16 protein-coding genes are annotated in these 17,241 nt (G+C 73.0%); 6 read left to right on the top strand and 10 right to left on the bottom strand.

Annotation, left to right across the window (positions count from 1 at the left end; all coding sequences use genetic code 11):
- Positions 1–107 precede the first annotated feature (107 nt).
- Both ACFWTC_RS21730 and ACFWTC_RS21725 read left to right on the top strand, forming a co-directional pair.
- The gene (locus ACFWTC_RS21730; RefSeq protein WP_384028160.1) at positions 108–539 is read left to right on the top strand and encodes a glycine-rich domain-containing protein; all 432 of its coding nucleotides are present in this window, start codon (positions 108–110) and stop codon (positions 537–539) included.
- 92 nt (positions 540–631) lie between these two features.
- Positions 632–1,063, top strand: coding sequence for a hypothetical protein (locus ACFWTC_RS21725; RefSeq protein ID WP_383916809.1), 432 nt, complete (start codon positions 632–634; stop codon positions 1,061–1,063).
- A gap of 320 nt (positions 1,064–1,383) precedes the next feature.
- Here ACFWTC_RS21725 and ACFWTC_RS21720 read toward each other — a convergent pair whose 3' ends face one another.
- The 4 genes from ACFWTC_RS21720 to ACFWTC_RS21705 form a co-directional block, all read right to left on the bottom strand.
- Positions 1,384–1,848 (bottom strand): ATP-binding protein, encoded by a 465-nt coding sequence (locus ACFWTC_RS21720; protein ID WP_383916812.1) that lies wholly within the window; start codon positions 1,846–1,848, stop codon positions 1,384–1,386.
- Positions 1,849–2,233: 385 nt separating this feature from the next.
- A complete protein-coding gene (locus ACFWTC_RS21715; protein WP_383916814.1) occupies positions 2,234–3,190 on the bottom strand; it encodes an acyl-CoA dehydrogenase family protein in 957 nt (318 codons plus the stop codon).
- Between the two features lie 5 nt (positions 3,191–3,195).
- Positions 3,196–4,389 carry an acyl-CoA dehydrogenase gene (locus ACFWTC_RS21710; protein ID WP_383916817.1) on the bottom strand — a complete coding sequence of 398 codons (1,194 nt, stop codon included), beginning with the start codon at positions 4,387–4,389 and terminating at the stop codon, positions 3,196–3,198.
- Positions 4,389–5,579, bottom strand: a complete 1,191-nt coding sequence (locus ACFWTC_RS21705) for an amidohydrolase family protein (protein ID WP_383916820.1) — start codon at positions 5,577–5,579, stop codon at positions 4,389–4,391. The genes ACFWTC_RS21710 and ACFWTC_RS21705 overlap by 1 nt, the downstream gene beginning before the upstream one ends.
- A 122-nt stretch (positions 5,580–5,701) precedes the next feature.
- Here ACFWTC_RS21705 and ACFWTC_RS21700 point away from each other — a divergent pair, with 122 nt between their 5' ends.
- Positions 5,702–7,249 (top strand): class I adenylate-forming enzyme family protein, encoded by a 1,548-nt coding sequence (locus tag ACFWTC_RS21700; protein WP_384028159.1) that lies wholly within the window; start codon positions 5,702–5,704, stop codon positions 7,247–7,249.
- A gap of 67 nt (positions 7,250–7,316) precedes the next feature.
- On the opposite strand, the gene ACFWTC_RS21695 is transcribed toward ACFWTC_RS21700, so the two are convergent.
- Together ACFWTC_RS21695 and ACFWTC_RS21690 are read right to left on the bottom strand one after the other, a co-directional pair.
- Entirely contained in the window at positions 7,317–8,627 is a 1,311-nt protein-coding gene (locus tag ACFWTC_RS21695) for a zf-HC2 domain-containing protein (protein WP_384028158.1), read from the bottom strand.
- Positions 8,624–9,202 carry an RNA polymerase sigma factor gene (locus ACFWTC_RS21690; RefSeq protein WP_383916829.1) on the bottom strand — a complete coding sequence of 193 codons (579 nt, stop codon included), beginning with the start codon at positions 9,200–9,202 and terminating at the stop codon, positions 8,624–8,626. The genes ACFWTC_RS21695 and ACFWTC_RS21690 overlap by 4 nt, the downstream gene beginning before the upstream one ends.
- A 301-nt stretch (positions 9,203–9,503) precedes the next feature.
- Between ACFWTC_RS21690 and ACFWTC_RS21685 the strand changes: the two genes are divergently transcribed.
- A complete protein-coding gene (locus ACFWTC_RS21685; protein ID WP_383916832.1) occupies positions 9,504–10,022 on the top strand; it encodes an EF-hand domain-containing protein in 519 nt (172 codons plus the stop codon).
- 161 nt (positions 10,023–10,183) lie between these two features.
- Here ACFWTC_RS21685 and purU read toward each other — a convergent pair whose 3' ends face one another.
- Positions 10,184–11,068, bottom strand: coding sequence for a formyltetrahydrofolate deformylase (gene purU / locus ACFWTC_RS21680; RefSeq protein ID WP_383916835.1), 885 nt, complete (start codon positions 11,066–11,068; stop codon positions 10,184–10,186).
- Positions 11,069–11,082: 14 nt separating this feature from the next.
- Complete coding sequence (locus ACFWTC_RS21675) at positions 11,083–11,529, bottom strand: hypothetical protein (RefSeq protein ID WP_383917049.1); 447 nt, start codon at positions 11,527–11,529, stop codon at positions 11,083–11,085.
- 208 nt (positions 11,530–11,737) lie between these two features.
- On the opposite strand from ACFWTC_RS21675, the gene ACFWTC_RS21670 reads away from it, so the two are divergent.
- Entirely contained in the window at positions 11,738–13,021 is a 1,284-nt protein-coding gene (locus tag ACFWTC_RS21670; RefSeq protein ID WP_383917051.1) for an ABC transporter substrate-binding protein, read from the top strand.
- Between the two features lie 42 nt (positions 13,022–13,063).
- On the opposite strand, the gene ACFWTC_RS21665 is transcribed toward ACFWTC_RS21670, so the two are convergent.
- Positions 13,064–14,716, bottom strand: a complete 1,653-nt coding sequence (locus tag ACFWTC_RS21665) for a hypothetical protein (protein ID WP_384074380.1) — start codon at positions 14,714–14,716, stop codon at positions 13,064–13,066.
- A gap of 161 nt (positions 14,717–14,877) precedes the next feature.
- Positions 14,878–16,260, bottom strand: coding sequence for a transcriptional regulator (locus tag ACFWTC_RS21660; protein WP_383916838.1), 1,383 nt, complete (start codon positions 16,258–16,260; stop codon positions 14,878–14,880).
- Between the two features lie 220 nt (positions 16,261–16,480).
- On the opposite strand from ACFWTC_RS21660, the gene ACFWTC_RS21655 reads away from it, so the two are divergent.
- The gene (locus tag ACFWTC_RS21655) at positions 16,481–17,161 is read left to right on the top strand and encodes a bifunctional DNA primase/polymerase (RefSeq protein WP_383917053.1); all 681 of its coding nucleotides are present in this window, start codon (positions 16,481–16,483) and stop codon (positions 17,159–17,161) included.
- The last annotated feature ends 80 nt before the right edge of the window (positions 17,162–17,241 follow it).

Here is a 17,241-nt window from a genome sequence, read left to right as displayed (position 1 = left end):
ATCCAACGGCGTGACTGTGACAGCCATACCCGGGACCCCTGGGCCCCACCGATCTTACGAATGACCAGTTCAGACCCACATCAAGAAGGTAGGACACCGTGACGACGATGCTGGACACCCCTGTCGCCCTGCGGCACGGGCGGGATCTCGTGAGTCCCGCACTGTTCGAACGCCTTGCCGCGTTCTGCTCAGACGAGTACGGCTTCGAACGCGTCGTGGCCGACCGCGTCATGGGCCAGGCCATCGCGTTCGTCTACGTCATCGGCAGCGAGAAGGCGTACGACCTCGCGCCGAGCGAGCGTGTGGACCCCGGCTGGCACACGTTCATGCTCCACACCCAGGACTACGCCAACTGGTGCCAGGAGCGGTTCGGGTACTTCGTGCACCATGCCCCGAACTCCAAGGTCCGCACCGGTCCCCTGATGGTCTCCACGGTGGACCGGATCAGGGCGGCCGGCTTCGACCTGGACGAGACGCTGTGGATCACCGCAGCCGAGTGCAACCAGTCCGCGTGCTGCGGCGATGGCGGCTGCTGCTGATCAGCGCCGGACCCGCTGATCCCCCACCTGCACGAAGCGGTCCGGACGCCTGCATCGCGTCCGGACCGCCTCACTTCCCAAGGGTTCCATGAATGACAACCACTATCGCGAGCTTGACGGGGCACAGCAGGGTCACCGTGTTCGCTCTCTTCGGGACCGTGTTCGGCTACGCCGCCCACCACCTCGATAAACGGCGAATCGGGGAGGTGGCCATCGTCGGCCCCCTCTCTCCCGGAGCGGACTGGTTCCGGCTCTGGCAGATGGCGGCCACCATGTGCAAGGAAGGTGCGACGCGGGAATCGATGAGTCAATGGATCTTGATGCAAGCGACCCGCGCGTTCGTCGTCGGTAGCGACCGCATCGCCCAGTTCGACACTCAGTGCTGGAAGCTGGAGCCCGGAGGCCGACAGGTCAGGTTCGGCGCCACCTATGCCAACCGCGACGAGCTGTGGACGGGCAACATGACCGTCGAAGGACTCACCCCCGAGCAGGTGGCCGAGCGATCCTCGATCTACCGGGCCTGAGCGGCGATGTACCGCCACCGGTACGAGTTCACCTTCATACCTGGCGACCCGCAGAGCGGGTGGGGCGAAGGGCGAGAGTTCATCCGCGCCGGATGCGGCCGTCGTCCTTGCCGTGGACCGCGAGCGCTTCGTCGGTCTTCTGAACGCCGACGCAGGCTCACGTGTACTGCGGGTGGCGGCGGCGCGCGTGCACGCCCCGAGCGCGGCACGGCAGCCGCCACCCCGCGACCCGCACTCGCCAAGGCGTGTCCTTGGCGTCCCCTCGCGTCGAATCGCTACCCACCAGGGTGATCACAACGTGACGGATCGTCAACACCTCGTTAGAGGTACACGCGCGGTTCCCGCCCGGAGGGGTGATTCTCCGGCGGTCCGTCCGAGGCGCAGTCCCCCGCCGCCTTCTCCGCGCGGTCGACCTCGCACCAGATCCGTTTGCCCGCGCCCTCGCGCTGCCAGCCCCAGCGGTCCGCCAGGCCGTCCACCAGTTCCAGGCCCCGCCCGCCCGTGTCGTCCCCGGCGGCCTGCCGCGGTGCCGGGGCCCGGTCGCTCGCGTCCGCGACCTCGACCCGCACTCCCGGTTCACCGAAGAGCATCCGCAGCACGGCCGGACAGCCCGTGTGCACGACCGCGTTCGTGACCAGCTCGGAGATCAGCAGGATCAGCGTCTCGGCGAGCGGTTCGTCGTCCCCTATGCCCGAGCCCGCCATCCGGGAGCGGGCCCACCGGCGCGCCCGGCCGACCTCGGCGGGATCGGGTCCTACCTCCAGCTGAACCTGAAGCACCTGCACCGCTCACACCATCCGAACCGGCGGACACTTCGCCTCGCGACAGGACGGGATCACCCAGTGTGATCCCCTTGCGGAGCAGCATGGTTGACGTACAGTCACCACAACAAGCACTTCGGGCATATTCCCGCGCGAAGGAGTAGGCGTGGTGCATACTGTGCGACGCCCTCGCCGCTCAACCGCTCGCATTCGTGGGAGCGTACCGGAGCAGGCCCCCGACTCCGGGCCGTAATGAGTCGGGCGAAGGACACAAACCGATATCAACTCTCTGTAATCAGACATGCGTCCCACCTCGTCTCTCCCGTACCTGGCTCCGTCGTCCCGCGCCTGCCCCACGCACTCACCGTGTACTCCCGGCGCTTTCCGTGCGCCGTTCCGTCACAGCGCGCTACGACCCCGACGCCAGCAGCTCCTCCGCCAGCAGTTCCTCCGCCTGGGCCGCGGTCCGCCACTGCTCGGCCCGCACCCACGCCCGTTTCAGGTGCAGGTGCACGTCCGCCTCCCAGGTGAAGCCCATCCCGCCGTACACCTGCAGGCAGTCCCGGGCGCCCGCCACCGCCGCCTCGTCCGCGAGGAGCTTGGCCGCCGCGATCTCCCCGGGGTCGGCCGTCACCGCCGCCGCGTAGACCGCCGTACGGGCCACCTCCGCCCGTACCAGCATCCCCGCGCACAGGTGCTTGACCGCCTGGAACCCGCCGATCGGCTGCCCGAACTGCTCCCGCTGCGCCGCGTACCGCACCGCCAGCTCCAGCGTCCGCAGCGCGCTCCCGACCTGGAGAGCGGCCGTCAGCAGCGCCCCCGTCGCGCGGTACTCCGAGACGCCGCCACCGTCCCCGCCCCCGTACGCCGCCACCCGGTGCAGCGGCGTCAGCGGGTCCGCCGAGCGGACCGGCTCCCCGGAGGGCACCGGCTCCCCGGAGGCCCCCAGGACGGCGTCCGCCTCCCCGAGGTACGCCACCAGGTCCCCGCCCAGGTCGTGGGCGGTGACCACGGCCTTTCCCTCCGCGGCCCCCGGGACCAGCCCGGCGGCGAGGTGCGTGGCGACCAGCGGCCCCGGCAGCAGGACCCGCCCGGCCTCCTCGAAGGCGAGTGCCGCCTCCGGCAGCCCGAGCCCGACCCCGCCCTCGGCCTGCGGGAGCCGCAGCGCGAAGAACCCGGCCTCGCCCAGCTCCCGCCACAGCCCCCGGTCCACCACCGGCCCGCCGGCCGGCCCCGCGCCCGGCGCACCGCCCCCGGCCGCGCCGTCCACCGACGCCCGCAGCGCTTCGCGCCCGTACCGTCCCGCCAGGAGGTCCCGTACGCCCGCGCGCAGCGCCTCCTGGTCTTCGGTCGGCTGGAAGTGCACGCCCCTCACCGGCCCTTCGGAAGGCCGAGGATGCGCTCGGCGACGATGTTCCGCTGGATCTGCGAGGTGCCCGCCGCGATCGTGTACGAGAGCGACGAGAGGCGGTCCAGCGTCCACTCCTCGTCCAGGACGAGGGACCCGGCCCCCAGCACCTGCGCGGCCGTGTCGTACAGCTCCTGCCGGGCGTGCGAGTACGCGAGCTTGAAGACGGAACCGCCGGTGCCGGGGACCCCGCCGGAGCTCCCCCGAGTTCTCGACTTCGCTCGAACAGGGGGGACCCCCATCGACTCGCTGACGTTCCACTGCGTGAGCCGCCACAGCGCGCCGAACTCCCCGTACAGCCGGCCCATCCTGCGCCGCAGCACCGGGTCGTCCCAGCTGCCGTTCGCCTTGGCCCTGCGGGCCAGCTCGCCCAGGGTCCGGCGGCAGGCGACGACCTCGCCCACGAAGGCGGTGCCCCGCTCGAAGGAGAGCGTGACCATGGTGACCCGCCAGCCGTCGTTCTCCGCGCCGACCCGGTTGGCGACCGGGACCCGCACCTCGTCGAGGAACACCTCCGCGAACTCGGTGGACCCGGCCAGCGTCCGCAGCGGCCGTACCGTCACCCCGGGCGCGTCCATCGGCAGGGCGAGCCAGGAGATCCCGCGGTGCTTGGGTGCGTCCGGGTCCGTGCGCACCAGCAGCTCGCACCAGTCGGCCACCTCCGCGTGCGAGGTCCACACCTTCGAGCCGGTGACCACGTACGCGTCGCCGTCCCGGACCGCGCGCGTGCGCAGGGACGCCAGGTCCGAGCCCGCGTCCGGCTCGCTGAACCCCTGGCACCACACCTCGTCGCCCCGCAGCACCGGCGGCAGCCAGCGCGCCCGCTGCTCCGCCGTGCCCTCGGCGGCGATGGTCGGGCCGGCGTGCAGCAGGCCGACGAAGTTGGCGCCGACGTACGGGGCGCCCGCGCGCTCCGTCTCCTCCAGGAAGATCAGGTGCTGGGTCGGGGTGGCCCCGCGGCCCCCGGCGTCGAGCGGCCAGTGCAGGCCCGCGTACCCGGCGTCGTGCAGCCGGCGCTGCCAGCCCGCGTCGTAGGCGCGGCGGCCCGGCCAGTCGTCGGGGGACGGCTTGGCGGGCAGCCCGGGCAGCACGACGGCGAGCCAGGCGCGCAGCCGGGCCCGGAACTCCTGCTCCTCCTCGCTGTAGGTCAGGTCCATCAGCGGTCCAGGTCGAGGCCGAGCATGCGGATGGCGTTGCCGCGCATCAGCTTGTAGACGGTCTCCTCGTCGAGGCCCTTCACATGGTCGAGGGCGACCTCCTTGGTGTGCGGGAAGGTCGAGTCGACGTGCGGGTAGTCGGTCTCGAAAGTGGCGTTGTCGCGGCCGACCACGTCCAGCGAGGCGATGCCGTGCTTGTCGCGGAAGAAGCAGCAGAAGATCTGCCGGTAGTAGTAGGTGGAGGGCGGCTCGGGGATCAGGTCCCGGACGCCGCCCCAGGCCCGGTGTTCCTGCCACACGTCGTCGGCGCGCTCCAGGGCGTACGGGATCCAGCCCATCTGGCCCTCGCTGTAGGCGAGCTTGAGCGTCGGGAACTTCACCAGCACGCCGCTGAACAGGAAGTCCATCATCGAGGCCATCGCGTTGTTGAAGCTGAGCGAGGCCTGGACGGCGGGCGGCGCGTCCGGGGAGGCGGCGGGCATCTGGGAGCTGGACCCGATGTGCATGTTGACCACCGTGCCGGTCTCCTGGCAGGCGGCGAAGAAGGGGTCCCAGTAGCCGGAGTGGATCGACGGCAGCCCGAGGTGGGTCGGTATCTCGGAGAAGGTCACCGCCCGCACGCCGCGGGCCGCGTTGCGCCGGATCTCGGCCACCGCGAGGTCGATGTCCCACAGCGGGATGATGCACAGCGGGATCAGCCGGCCGCCGCTGTCGCCGCACCACTCCTCGACCATCCAGTCGTTGTAGGCGCGCACGCAGGCGAGCGCCACCTCCTTGTCGTGGGCCTCGGCGAAGGTCTGCCCGCAGAAGCGCGGGAAGGTCGGGAAGCACAACGAGCCCTCGACGTGGTTGAGGTCCATGTCGAGCAGCCGCGCCTTGGGGTCCCAGCAACCGCGGCGCATCTCCTCGCGGGTGATCCCCTCCAGGGTCATGTCGTCGCGGTCGAAGCCGACGGCGGCGATGTTGCGCTTGTACGGGAACTTCAGGTCCTCGTAGATCCACCAGTCGGTCGGCGGGCCGTCGGGGTCCATGGAGATGACGTACTTGCCGCCCGTGTACTGGAGCTCGCCGATGCCGGCGGTGAGCGGCTTCGGGCCGCGGTCGCGGTACTTGGCGGGCAGCCAGACGTCGAAAAGGTGTGCGGGCTCGATCACGTGGTCGTCGACGCTGATGATCCGAGGCAGTTCCACAGGTCTCCCCAATCTGATGGATCGTCAGAAACAAGCTAGCCCCGCCACCCCTGGACCGACAAGCGCCGGCGCTCTACGCTCTCCGCTGGATCTGACTATCCGTCAGTTAAGGGAGGTCTGGGATGCCGGACACCGCGACAGAGCTGAGCCGGTCCCGCACCCTGTGGGAGCTGATCGACCGCCGGGCCGCGCTCACCCCGCACACCACCGTCCTCATCGAGGCCGCCGAGGACCCCGCCGACGACCGCCGGCTGACCTTCGGCGAGCTCCGCGACCGCTCGGAGCGCGTCGCCGCCGGCCTGTACGGCATGGGCGTGCGCCCGGGCACGGTCGTCGCCTGGCAGCTCCCCACCCGCATCGAGACCGTGCTGCTGTCGGTCGCCCTCGCCCGGATCGGAGCCGTCCAGTCCCCGGTCATCCCCTTCTACCGGGACCGGGAGGTCGGCTTCGCGCTCCGCGGGTCCAAGGCCGAGTTCTTCGCCGTCCCGGGCCGGTGGCGCGGCCACGACTACCCCGCGATGGCCGAACGGCTCGGCGCCCGCGGGGTCTTCGAGGCGTACGAGGACCTGCCGGACGGCGACCCCGCCGTCCTGCCCCCGCCGCCCGCCTCCGGCACCGACGTCCGCTGGATCTACTGGACGTCGGGCACCACCTCGGACCCCAAGGGCGTCCTGCACACCGACCGGTCCCTGATCGCCGGCGGCTCCTGCCTCGCCCACGCCCTGCACCTGAGCCCGGCCGACGTCGGCTCGATGGCCTTCCCCTTCGCGCACATAGCCGGGCCCGACTACACCGTCATGCTGCTGCTGTACGGCTTCCCGGCCGTCCTCTTCGAGAAGTTCGCCATGCCGGACGCGCTCGACGGCTACCGCCGCCACGGCGTCACGGTCGCCGGCGGCTCTACGGCCTTCTACTCCATGTTCCTCACGGAGCAGCGCAAGGACCCCGCGACGAAGCTCATCCCCACCCTCCGGCTGCTCGCCGGCGGCGGCGCCCCCAAACCGCCGGAGATCTACCACGCGGTCGTACGGGAGATGGGCTGCCAGCTGACCCACGGCTACGGCATGACCGAGGTCCCGATGATCACCATGGGAGCGCCGGACGACACGGCGGACCACCTGGCCACCACCGAGGGCCGCCCCCCGGCGGGCATGTCCATCCGCGTCACCGCCCCCGACGGCACCCCGCTGCCCCCGGACACGGACGGCGAGGTCCGGCTCAAGGGCGAGGCCGTCTGCCGCGGGTACCTCGACCGGGAGCAGTCCGCGGAGGTCTTCGACGCCGACGGCTACCTGATCACCGGCGACCTCGGGCACCTGACCCGGGACGGCTACCTGGTCCTCACCGGCCGCAGCAAGGACGTCATCATCCGCAAGGGCGAGAACATCTCGGCGAAGGAGATCGAGGACCTCCTGCACCGGCTCCCCGGCGTCGCCGACGTGGCGGTCATCGGACTCCCGGACCCGGCGCGCGGCGAACGCGTCTGCGCCGTCGTGGAACAGCCCCCGGGAGCGGCCCCGCTGACCCTCCCGCAGCTCACCGCGTACCTGCGTGCCGAGGGCCTGGCCACCCACAAGCTCCCCGAGCAGCTGGAGCTCCTGGAGTCCCTGCCCCGCAACGAGGCCCTGCGCAAGGTCCTCAAGTACCGCCTGCGCGAACGCTACGCCTGACCGCCGCCGGGGGGGTCCTGGGCCGGGGCACCGCCCCCGCACCGGTCCACCCCGCCCCGCCGGGAGGCTACAGCCGGCTCAGCGAGGCCGCCGCGAACAGGACGTCCCGGATCGCCTCCCGGTCGCCGTGCTGCCCCGCGGCCGCCTCCTCCGGCGAGATGTGGCCCGCGGCCACCTGGCAGAACTCGACGCCGTCCAGCGCGATCTCCGCCACCGTCCGCTCCGCCGACGGCTTCGCGGCCGGCGAGTCCAGCGCGATGTCCCAGCCCCCGCCGCCCGCGCCCTCGATCGCCAGGTGCAGCGTCCGCCCCGGCGCACCCGCCTCGACCAGGCCGCGCGCCGGCCCGGCCAGCCCCGCCCGGCGGCGCTGCGCCAGCGCCCCCGGCAGCAGCCGGGCCGCCAGGTCGATCATGCGGTGCAGGTGCGGCCCGGAGGGGGCCTCGTACGGGTAGTCCACCGCCTCGGCGATGTCCCACGCGTGGACCCAGCACTCGAAGGCCCGCTCCAGGAACGCGTCCCCGAGCGGCAGCGCGAAGGCGCCGTAGTCCACGGCCAGCTCGGCCACGCCCCCGCCGGCGAAGGACACCGTACGCACCAGCGTGTGCCCCTGCTCCCGCCACGGGTCGCGGACCTGCCGGGTGGTCGGGTGCCCCGAGGCGTCCCAGAAGTGCTCCGTCCGCGCGGCCGGGCCGGCGCCCGGCGGCGCGTCCGGACCCAGCGGGTCGTCCAGCCCCAGGGCCGTCGCGACCATGCCGTCCACCGTCAGCAGGTGCCCGATCACCCCCGCCACCGTGGTCCGCTGCGAGCGGCTCCCCTCCTCCTCGAACCACTTCAGCCGTACCGGGGTGTGCCACTCCGAGTCGCCGAAGTCCTGCAGCAGCGCGTCGAGGCGCGCCGTCTCGGTGTCGTACGGGCTCGCCCACACCGGCACCGGGATGCGGGCCGGCCGCTTGCCCAGGCAGTCCTCCAGCACCCGCGACCGCAGCAGCGGCTTGAGGTCGAGGGGCTCCTCCGGGTGCAGCAGGCCCACCGCGTCGCGCAGCCGCAGCGCCTCCTCCGCGCAGGGCGCGCACTCGGTGAGGTGCTCCTCCACCGCCTGCGTCTCGTCCGCGGAGCACGCGGCCAGCGCCCACGCCCCGAGCAGGGACTTCAGCACGGCGTGCGTGGGCGGGACGGCCGCCGGTACGGGGTCCGGTCCGGGGTCCGGGGCCGGTTCACCGCGCGGCTCCCCGGGCACCGGCGGCTCCGGCAGCGGCTCCGCGGACAGCGGCGCGTACTGCGGGTCCAGGTCGTCGGCGGGGCCGCGGGGACCCGGTATCCGGGCGGGCCCCGCAGGCCGCTCGTACCCGTCGTCGGGTCGCTCGGCGGGGCCGGTCATCGGGGCGTTCCATGGGTGCGGTGGCCGTGTCCGGGAAAGGAGGTGTCGTCCAGCGGGAGGGTGTTGGCGGTCGACAGCAGCTGCAGCCCGAGCCGCAGCCGGCGCCGCGCCTCGTCCTCGCTGATCTGGAGGTCGGCGGCGGCCTGCCGGTAGTCGCGCCGCTTGAAGTAGGCGAGTTCGAGCGCCGCCCGCAGGGGCGCGGGCATGGAGGTGACGATGAAGTCGGCGCGGGCCGCGGCGCTGGCACTGCGCACCTTCTGCTCCAGTTCCTCGTGCGAGCCGCGGCCCCGCTCCGCCTGCCGGAGCCGCGCCACGGCCTGGCCCTGGGCGATCCGGGCGACCCACGACCGCATGGAGCCCTGCTTGGGGTCGTAGGCGTCGGGGTTCTCCCAGATGTACGAGAAGACCTCACGGGTGGTCCGGTCTGCGGCCTTCTCGTCGCCCAGCACCCGGTGCGCCAGGCTGTGCACGAGGGAGGCGAAGCGGTCGTACAGCTCCCCGAGCGCGGCAGCCTCACCGCGGGCGAGGCGCTGCTGCATGCGGCGGTCCCAGCGCGGTGGTGCGTCCTTCGGCATAGTGCCCCCAGCCGTGTGTCGACGCATCGAATGTAGTGGGCACATGGCGTTGTGCGCCTGTTTTGGGGGAAGCCCGCCCCGAAAATGCGCCGAGCGTGATAAGGGCATGGCGCCGCGTGAACGGTGGTACGAGCATGGGGACATGGGTACAGGCGTACGCGCCCCGCCGCGCTCCCCGTGCGCGGGTTCGATGTCGCCACCTCCTTGACCGCTTCGCTTAACGCGCAGGCCACGTAGGCCGTACGCTCCTGCAGTGTCTTGATCTGAACCCCACCGCACACGTGAAGGCGGAACGCCGAACATGGACAGCGCACGATACGAGCGCAAGATCGCCGCCCGATTCGCCACCTTCGACCAGGACGGGTCCGGCTATATCGACCGGGAGGACTTCAGCGCGGCCGCGAAGGCCGTGCTGACCGAATTCGGTACCACCGCACGCTCCGACAAGGGCCAGGCGGTCTTCGCCGGCGCCGAGGCCTTCTGGCAGGGCATGGCGGGCATCGCGGACGTCGACGGTGACCAGCGGGTGTCCCGCGAGGAGTTCATCACCGGCGCGGCGAAGCGGCTGCGCGACAGCCCGCAGCGGTTCGCGGAGATCGCGCGGCCGTTCCTGCGGGCCGTCATCGCGGTCGCGGACCCGGACGGCGCCGGCGCCACCCCGCCGGCGACGGCGCGGGTGCTGACCGTGCTCGGCACCCCTGCGGAGCAGGCCGCGCAGGTGGCGGCCGCCCTGGACACCGACGGCGACGGCCGCATCTCGGAGGACGAGATCCTGGCGGCCTTCGCGTCGTACTGCGGCGTGGAGGCCCCGGACGCCTGACGTCCGCGGCGCGGCCAGGAGGTCGACGGCGGGGCCCCGCGGCCCCGCCCCTCCGCCTGCCCCGGGACCCGCGCCGGCGGCACCACGCCCGGATGGCACCACGCCCGGATGGCACCATGCCCGGATAGCGGCCCGCCGGGGGCGGAGCGGCCGACTGCGGCCTAGGCGAAGACCACCGTCCGCGCGCCGTTCAGCAGCACCCGGTGCTCGCTGTGCCACTTCACCGCGCGCGCCAGCGCCTGGCACTCCACGTCGCGCCCGATCGCCACCAGCTGGTCCGGAGTCACCTCGTGGCCCACCCGCTCGACCTCCTGCTCGATGATCGGGCCCTCGTCCAGGTCGGCGGTGACGTAGTGGGCGGTCGCGCCGATCAGCTTCACACCGCGCGCGTGCGCCTGGTGGTACGGCTTCGCGCCCTTGAAGCTCGGCAGGAACGAGTGGTGGATGTTGATGATCCGCCCGCTCAGCTCCTTGCACAGGGTGTCCGACAGCACCTGCATGTAACGGGCCAGGACCACCAGCTCGACGTTCTGCGCCCGCACCAGCTCCAGCAGCTCCGCCTCGGCGGCCGCCTTCGTGTCCTTCGTCACCGGGATGTGCACGAACGGGATGCCGTACGAGCCGACCAGTTCCGCGAAGTCCGTGTGGTTGGAGACCACGGCCGCGATCTCCACCGGCAGGGCGCCGATGCCGGAGCGGAACAGCAGGTCGTTCAGGCAGTGGCCGAACTTGGACACCATCAGCACGATCCGCATGCGCTCGTCGGAGCGGTGGATCTGCCAGTCCATCCGGAAGGAGTCCCCGATCGCGGCGAAGCTGGCGCGCAGCTTGTCGACGGTCAGCGCGGGCTCGGCCTCGAAGTGCACCCGCATGAAGAAGAGCCCGGTCCCCCGGTCTCCGAACTGCTGGCTGTCCACGATGTTGCAGCCGGTCATGAAGAGGTAGCTCGACACGGCGTGCACGATGCCCTGCTTGTCGGGGCAGGACACGGTCAGGACGTACTGCTGGAGGGGCTGGGCCGGGGCCTCGGGCTGCGGGTCGCTCATGACCCGACAGCCTTTCACACCGCGCGGGTCAGCATCCTCAGCAGTTCGAGCGAGCGCGGCCGCCCGTCGGGGTCGTCCCCGTCCGCCGCGGCCAGCCGTACGTGCGCCTCGCGCGCGGCGCGGACCGCCTCGGGCCACGCGTGGTGCTCCAGGTAGGCGGAGACGGGGGCGTCGGGGCCGACCTGGTGCAGGATCCGCAGCACCCGCAGCACGGCGAGGTCCACCAGGGCCGCCTCCTGCGAGTCCCGGAAGATCGTGCCGACGTACTTCTCGGCCGACCAGCTGTCGAGCCAGGTGTCCTCCACGAGCCGGTACACGGCGTCGGTGACGTCCCCGTACCCTTCGGCGCCGGCGAGCCAGGTCTCCTCGTGGAAGACCGGGTCGGAGAGCATGTGCAGCGCCGAGCGCACGTTGCTGCGCCAGCGCCACCACGGCATGTCGTTGAGGGGCATGCCGCCCATGGTGGAGGAGCGGCCGCCGCGGCGGGAAGAGTTCTTCGAACCTTGGGCGAATGTCACGCTTTCGATCGTACGTTCCCGTTCGGCGCGATCTTGAGGCGCCTGCGGCACCGCGGGGCCCGCCGGCTTCCCCGGCAATTCACCTGGGCGTCACCGAATGTTGTGTACACCTCACACTTCAGTTCCCCGTGGGGCGGAATGGTGCATGGACATGACCGACTGGCGCCGCGCAGCAAGCCTCTCCCGCACTCTCCTCGCCACCGCGATGGGTGCGTGTCTCGTCGCCGGGTGCGGGGTGATACCCGGAGGGTCCGGGGGCTCCGGGGGATCCGGGGACACCCTCACCGTCATGACCTTCGCACCCGAAGGCACCGCCGCGACCAACATGCCCGGAATGCCCGCCATGGCCAGGGCGTACGAGCGCTGGGTGAACTCCAAGGGCGGCGTCAACGGCCGCACCCTGCGGGTCCTGACCTGCAACGAGAAGAACACGCCCACCGGCGCCGCCGACTGCGCCCGCAAGGCCATCGCCGAGAAGGCCGTCGCCGTCGTCGGCTCCTACAGCCAGCACGGGCGCGCCTTCATGGCCCCGCTGGAGGCCGAGGGCATCCCGTTCATCGGCGGGTACGGGGTCTCCTCCGAGGAGTTCCAGTCCACGCTCTCCTACCCCGTCAACGGCGGCCAGCCCGTCCTCCTCGCCGGCGCCGGCCACCAGCTCGGCCGCGCCTGCAGCCAGGTCGCGCTGGTCCGCCCCGACACCCTCGCCGGCGACTCCCTGCCCGTCCTGCTCAACGCCGGGCTGCGCGCCAACAAGATGGGCGACGCCTCCGACATCCGGGCCGCCGAGGACGCGTCGGACTTCGCCCCGCAGGCCCGCGAGGCCCTGTCCAACACCACCGCCGGCAAGGAGCGGGGCTGCGTGACCGCGGTCCTCGGCGAACGCACGGAAACCTTCTTCGACGCCTTCCGCCGGGCCGACTCCCAGAAGAAGAACCCGCAGATCTCCTCGGTGCTCGGCAGCCTCAGCCAGTCGCTGGTGGACCGTACCGGCGGCCGCGAGAGCCCCTTCGAAGGCGCGTACCTGACCAGCTGGTACCCGGTGTCCACCGATCCCCTGTGGGAGCCGATGCGCAAGGTGATCTCCGAGCACTCCCTCGGCGCGGACGGCCTCGACGCTGCCGACAGCGGCGCGCAGACCACCTGGATCGCGTACACCGTGCTGAGCGAGATCGTGCACCGCTTCAAGCCGGACGAGAGCGTCACCGCCCGCAAGGTCGCGCGCGTGCTGAACCAGTCGCAGTCCGTCACGACCGGCGGCCTGACCCCGGAACTGAGTTGGCGCTACCAGGACATGCGGGCGGTCGGCGGCTTCCCCCGCATCGTCAACGGCCGGGTCAGCTTCCAGATCGTCCAGGCCGGCCGGCTGGTCGCCCAGCAGGGCGAGCAGTCCATGGACATGACCCCGACGCTGGAACAGGCCCCCCGGGCCGCCTGACCGGGACCGGGCCGGGCGGATTCCCCCGCCCCGGCCCGGGTCTCAGAGCTGCGACTTGTCGCGCTTCGTGAGGGAGTACTTGGCCGCGATCCGGTTCCACAGGGTCGCGGCCTGCTCCTTGGACCGCGTCGCGTCGCCGCTCGCCTTGTTCCCGGCGGAGGCGTTGTCCGTGGACTTGGCCTTGCCGTCCTTGCAGCCCTTGTCGCCGCCCACGTCCTGCGCCCAGGCCGCATAGCTGTTGTCGGCGGCCGCGGAGAACTGCCAGGCCTTGGTGAGGGCGGCGCTCAGCTTCACGTGGTCCGGGAGCTGGTCCAGCTTCAGCTCCTTGAGGCGCGTGACGAGCTCCTCGCGCTGGCGGGCCGCGTCGCGCAGGTCGGCGGCGGCCTGCTCCAGGTTGGTGCAGACCTTGATGTCCTCGACGGCCTTGATCACCGCGGCGCGGCTGTCGTTGCTGTCGGCGAGGAGCTTGTCCAGCTGGACGGCCTGCGGGCTGCCCGGGTCCACCCGCGCCTCGGCGGCCGGGGCGGAGCCCCCGGCGGCGCTGGGCGCGGCCGGGACCGCGCCCGGGTCGTTGTTCTTCGGCTTGTCGTCGCCGAGCAGCGAGCCGACGCCGAGACCGGCGACGGCCAGGCCGACGACGACCGCGACGACGACCGCGGGCGAGACCCTGCGCGGGGCCTCCGGCGGCGGGGGCGGGGGCCCGGCGAACTGCTGCTGCGGGTGCCGGGGTTGACCCGGGGGCGGGTAGTGCGGCTGCTGGGCCTGCTGCGGGTGCGGTACGGGCCCCTGCCCGCGCGCCGGGTACGGGCGCGGCGGCGGCTGCCGCCGCACCGGCTCCTGCACCGGCGGCAGTTGCTGCGTGTGCCCGGCGGAGTCGTCGCCCCCGCGGAACAGGCCGTCGAACTCGGCGGCGGGGACGGGCGCGATGTACTGCGTCGCCGCCTCGGCGTGCGCGGGCCCCGCCGGCACCGGCGGTATGTACTGGGTGGCGTCCTCCCCCGGAACGCCCGGACCCGCCGGAACGCCCGGAGCGGCCGGGACCGGCGCCATGTACTGCGTCGCCGCCTCGGCGTGCGCGGGCCCCGCCGGCACCGGCGGTATGTACTGGGTGGCGTCCTCCCCCGGCCCGCCCGGACCCGCCGGAACGGGCGGGATGTACTGGGTCACCGCCTCGGGCAGCGGCGGGTAGCCGTAGCCGTGCGGGTCCCCCGGGCCCTCGTAGCCCGGGCCCACCACGTGCCCGGCCCCGGCTGCCGGCCCCGGCTGCGGGTAGCCGTACCCGGGCGCCGGATAGCCCTGCGGGTCCTGCCCGGGCTGCGGATACCCGTACGCGGGACCGCCCGGCTGCGGGGTGCCGTAGCCCGACGGCTCCGGGTGTCCGGGCTGCGGGGTGCCGTACGCCGACGGCCCCGGCTGCGGGGTGCCGTACGCCGACGGCCCCGGCTGCGGGGTGCCGTACGCCGACGGCCCCGGCTGCGGGGTGCCGTAGCCCGACGGCTCCGGGTGTCCGGGCTGCGGGGATCCGTACGCGGATCCGCCCGGCTGCGGCGGCCCGTACGCGGGCTGCTGCCCGGGCGGGGCGGCCTGCTGGTGCTGCGGGTACCCCTCGGGCCCGTCCGGCTGCGCCGGGTAGGCGGGGTCCGGACCCCACGGGGCACCCGGCTGGGGGGCGCCCCCTCGTCCGTTCTCCGTCACCGGGACTCCTTCTCCGACTCGCCCGAACCTGCGGAACCGTCGGCTCACGCTACCCGGTCGCCCGGGGCTACCGTCAGGCCGCCCGTGATCCGGCCCGGGGAACCCGCCCGGGAGCGCCCCGGAGTTCCGGACGGCGACGGGCGGGCGCGCCCCGCGGCCGGTCAGGCGGCCCTCGCCTCCAGGCGGGCGCCGAACTCGCGGACCGACGGCTCCTCCCGGTACGGCTCCAGCCGCGAGCGGAAGTCCTCCAGGTAATCCTCGCCCCGGGTCGAGCGGAGCCCCGCCAGCAGGTCAACCGCCCTCGTGGCGGTCCGGCAGCCCTCCTCCACCTCCCGCTGCTGGACCTGCGCCGCCGCCAGCAGCAGCAGGCCGATCGCCCGGCGGCGCGCCTTGCCGTCCGGCAGGCCCCGCAGTGCCTCCTGCGCGCACCGGCCCGCGGCCTCCGCCTGGCCCAGGTCCCGGTGGCAGTGGGCCAGTTCGTCGGCGAGGTACGCCTGGTCGAAGTGCCGGATCCACGCCGGGTCGTCGCCCGACTCCGGTTCCGCCCGTTCCAGCGCCGTCACCGCCCGCCCCGACAGCACCGCCGTCGCCCGGACGTCCCCCAGCAGCGCGTGCCCGCGCGCCTCGGCCGCGTAGAACATCGCCTCCACCCGCGGGGTGACCTGCCCCCGCGTGCCCTCCTGCGCGGCCCGCGCGAGCTGCGCGATCTCCCGGGGGTTGCCCAGCTCGGCGGCCAGGTGGCTCATGGACGCCGCCAGCACGTACCCGCCGTACGCCCGGTCGCCGCCCGCCTGGGCCAGGCGCAGCGCCTGGATGTAGTAGCGCTGCGCGAGCCCCGGCTGCCCGGTGTCCACCGCCATGTAGCCCGCGAGTTCGGTCAGCCGGGCCACCGACGCGAACAGCGCCCGTCCCACCGGCTCCTTGTACGCGCCGCCGATCAGCCCGGACACCACGGAGTTCAGGTAGTGCACGACGACCGGCCGGACGTGCCCGCTGCCGAAGCGGTGGTCGAGCTCCTTGAGCGCCTCGGTGGTCGCCCGTACCGCCTCCACGTCGGACATGCCGACCCGCGACCCGCCGCTGCGGGCCACCTGCGTGTCGGCCCCGGTGATCAGCCAGTCGCGGCTCGGCTCGACCAGCGCGGAGGCGGCCACGCTCGATCCCGCCAGGAAGTCGCGGCGGCCCACGTCGCTGCGCCACAGCTCGCAGACCTGCTCGATCGCGCCGACGACCGTCGGGGAGAACTGCAGGCCGATTCCCGAGGCGAGGTTCTTGCCGTTGGCCATGCCGATCTCGTCGATGGTGACGGTCCGGCCGAGTTTGCGCCCGATCGCCTCCGCGATGATGCCGGGAGCCCGTCCGCGCGGCTGCTGGCCGCGCAGCCAGCGGGCCACGGAGGTCTTGTCGTAGCGGAGGTCGAGGCCGTGCTCCGCGCCGCACATGTTGACGCGCCGGGCGAGCCCGGCGTTGGAGCACCCGGCTTCCTGGATGAGCGCCTGCAGCCGTTCGTTCGGCTGGCGGGCGACGAGAGGCCTGGCTGCCATGAAAACCCCCTGAGGCCGCGGGTGATCGTTGGAATGATCACTTCCCGCCTGAAGTGCGGGGAATCTTCCGCTCTGCGTGGTGTCGCTACCCAACTCCCGCGCCCCGGCCTCCTACGCGCCCCCACGCGTGCCCCGATGCGCCCCGCATGCAGGATCGATGCTCCGTCCACCGTCCGGTTTGCGCCCGTAACCCCGGGTGACCCGCGGAGTTGTGATGGTCGTGGAAGAGACCATCGGAGTCACGGAGACCGCACCCATCCCCAAGCAGCGCGGCGAACAGGTGCTGGACCATGCCGTCCGGTACACGGAGGAACGGCACTGGGACGTCTTCGCCGGCACCTGGCTGGAGTCCGGAGACGGCCGGGAGGTCTGCTCCTGCGGCGCCGCGGACTGCCCGGCGCCCGGCGCGCACCCTGCGGTGAAGGACTGGGCGGCGCAGGCCACCGGCAGCGCGGTACAGGTACGGCGGGTCTGGGCGAAGCACCCGGAGGCCTCGATCCTCATGCCGACGGGCCGCACGTTCGACGCGCTGGACGTCCCGGACGCGGCCGGCTTCCTGGCGCTGGCGCGCCTGGAGCGGATGCAGCGCACCATCGGGCCCGTCGCCCTCACCCCCGACCACCGGATGCTGTTCTTCGTCCTGCCGGGCGCCGGCGCCAAGGTGCCGGACCTCGTACGGAAGCTGGGCTGGTCCCCGGCCTCGATCGACCTGGCCGTGCGCGGCGAGGGCGAGTACGTGGCGGCCCCGCCCACCCGCTTCGGCGGCCGCGGCTCGGTCCAGTGGGCGCGGCGGCCCACTCCGGCGAACCGGTGGCTGCCGGACACGGAGGAGCTGATCGACGCGCTGGCGTACGCCTGCGGGCGCGAGGCGGCCGCGGCCCGGGCCCGTACGGGGGCGTGAGGGCGGCGCCGGCGCCGGCGTCGCTGCCCGCAAGTTCATGACATAAGTAACTGCTCGGGCCTCTCCCCGTCCTCCTATGG

Origin of the sequence: Streptomyces sp. NPDC058619, assembly GCF_042717785.1 — a bacterium.
Lineage (GTDB): Bacteria > Actinomycetota > Actinomycetes > Streptomycetales > Streptomycetaceae > Streptomyces.
The sequence above is the reverse complement of the archived record's forward strand: the minus strand, read 5'-3'. Positions and strand labels throughout refer to the sequence as shown.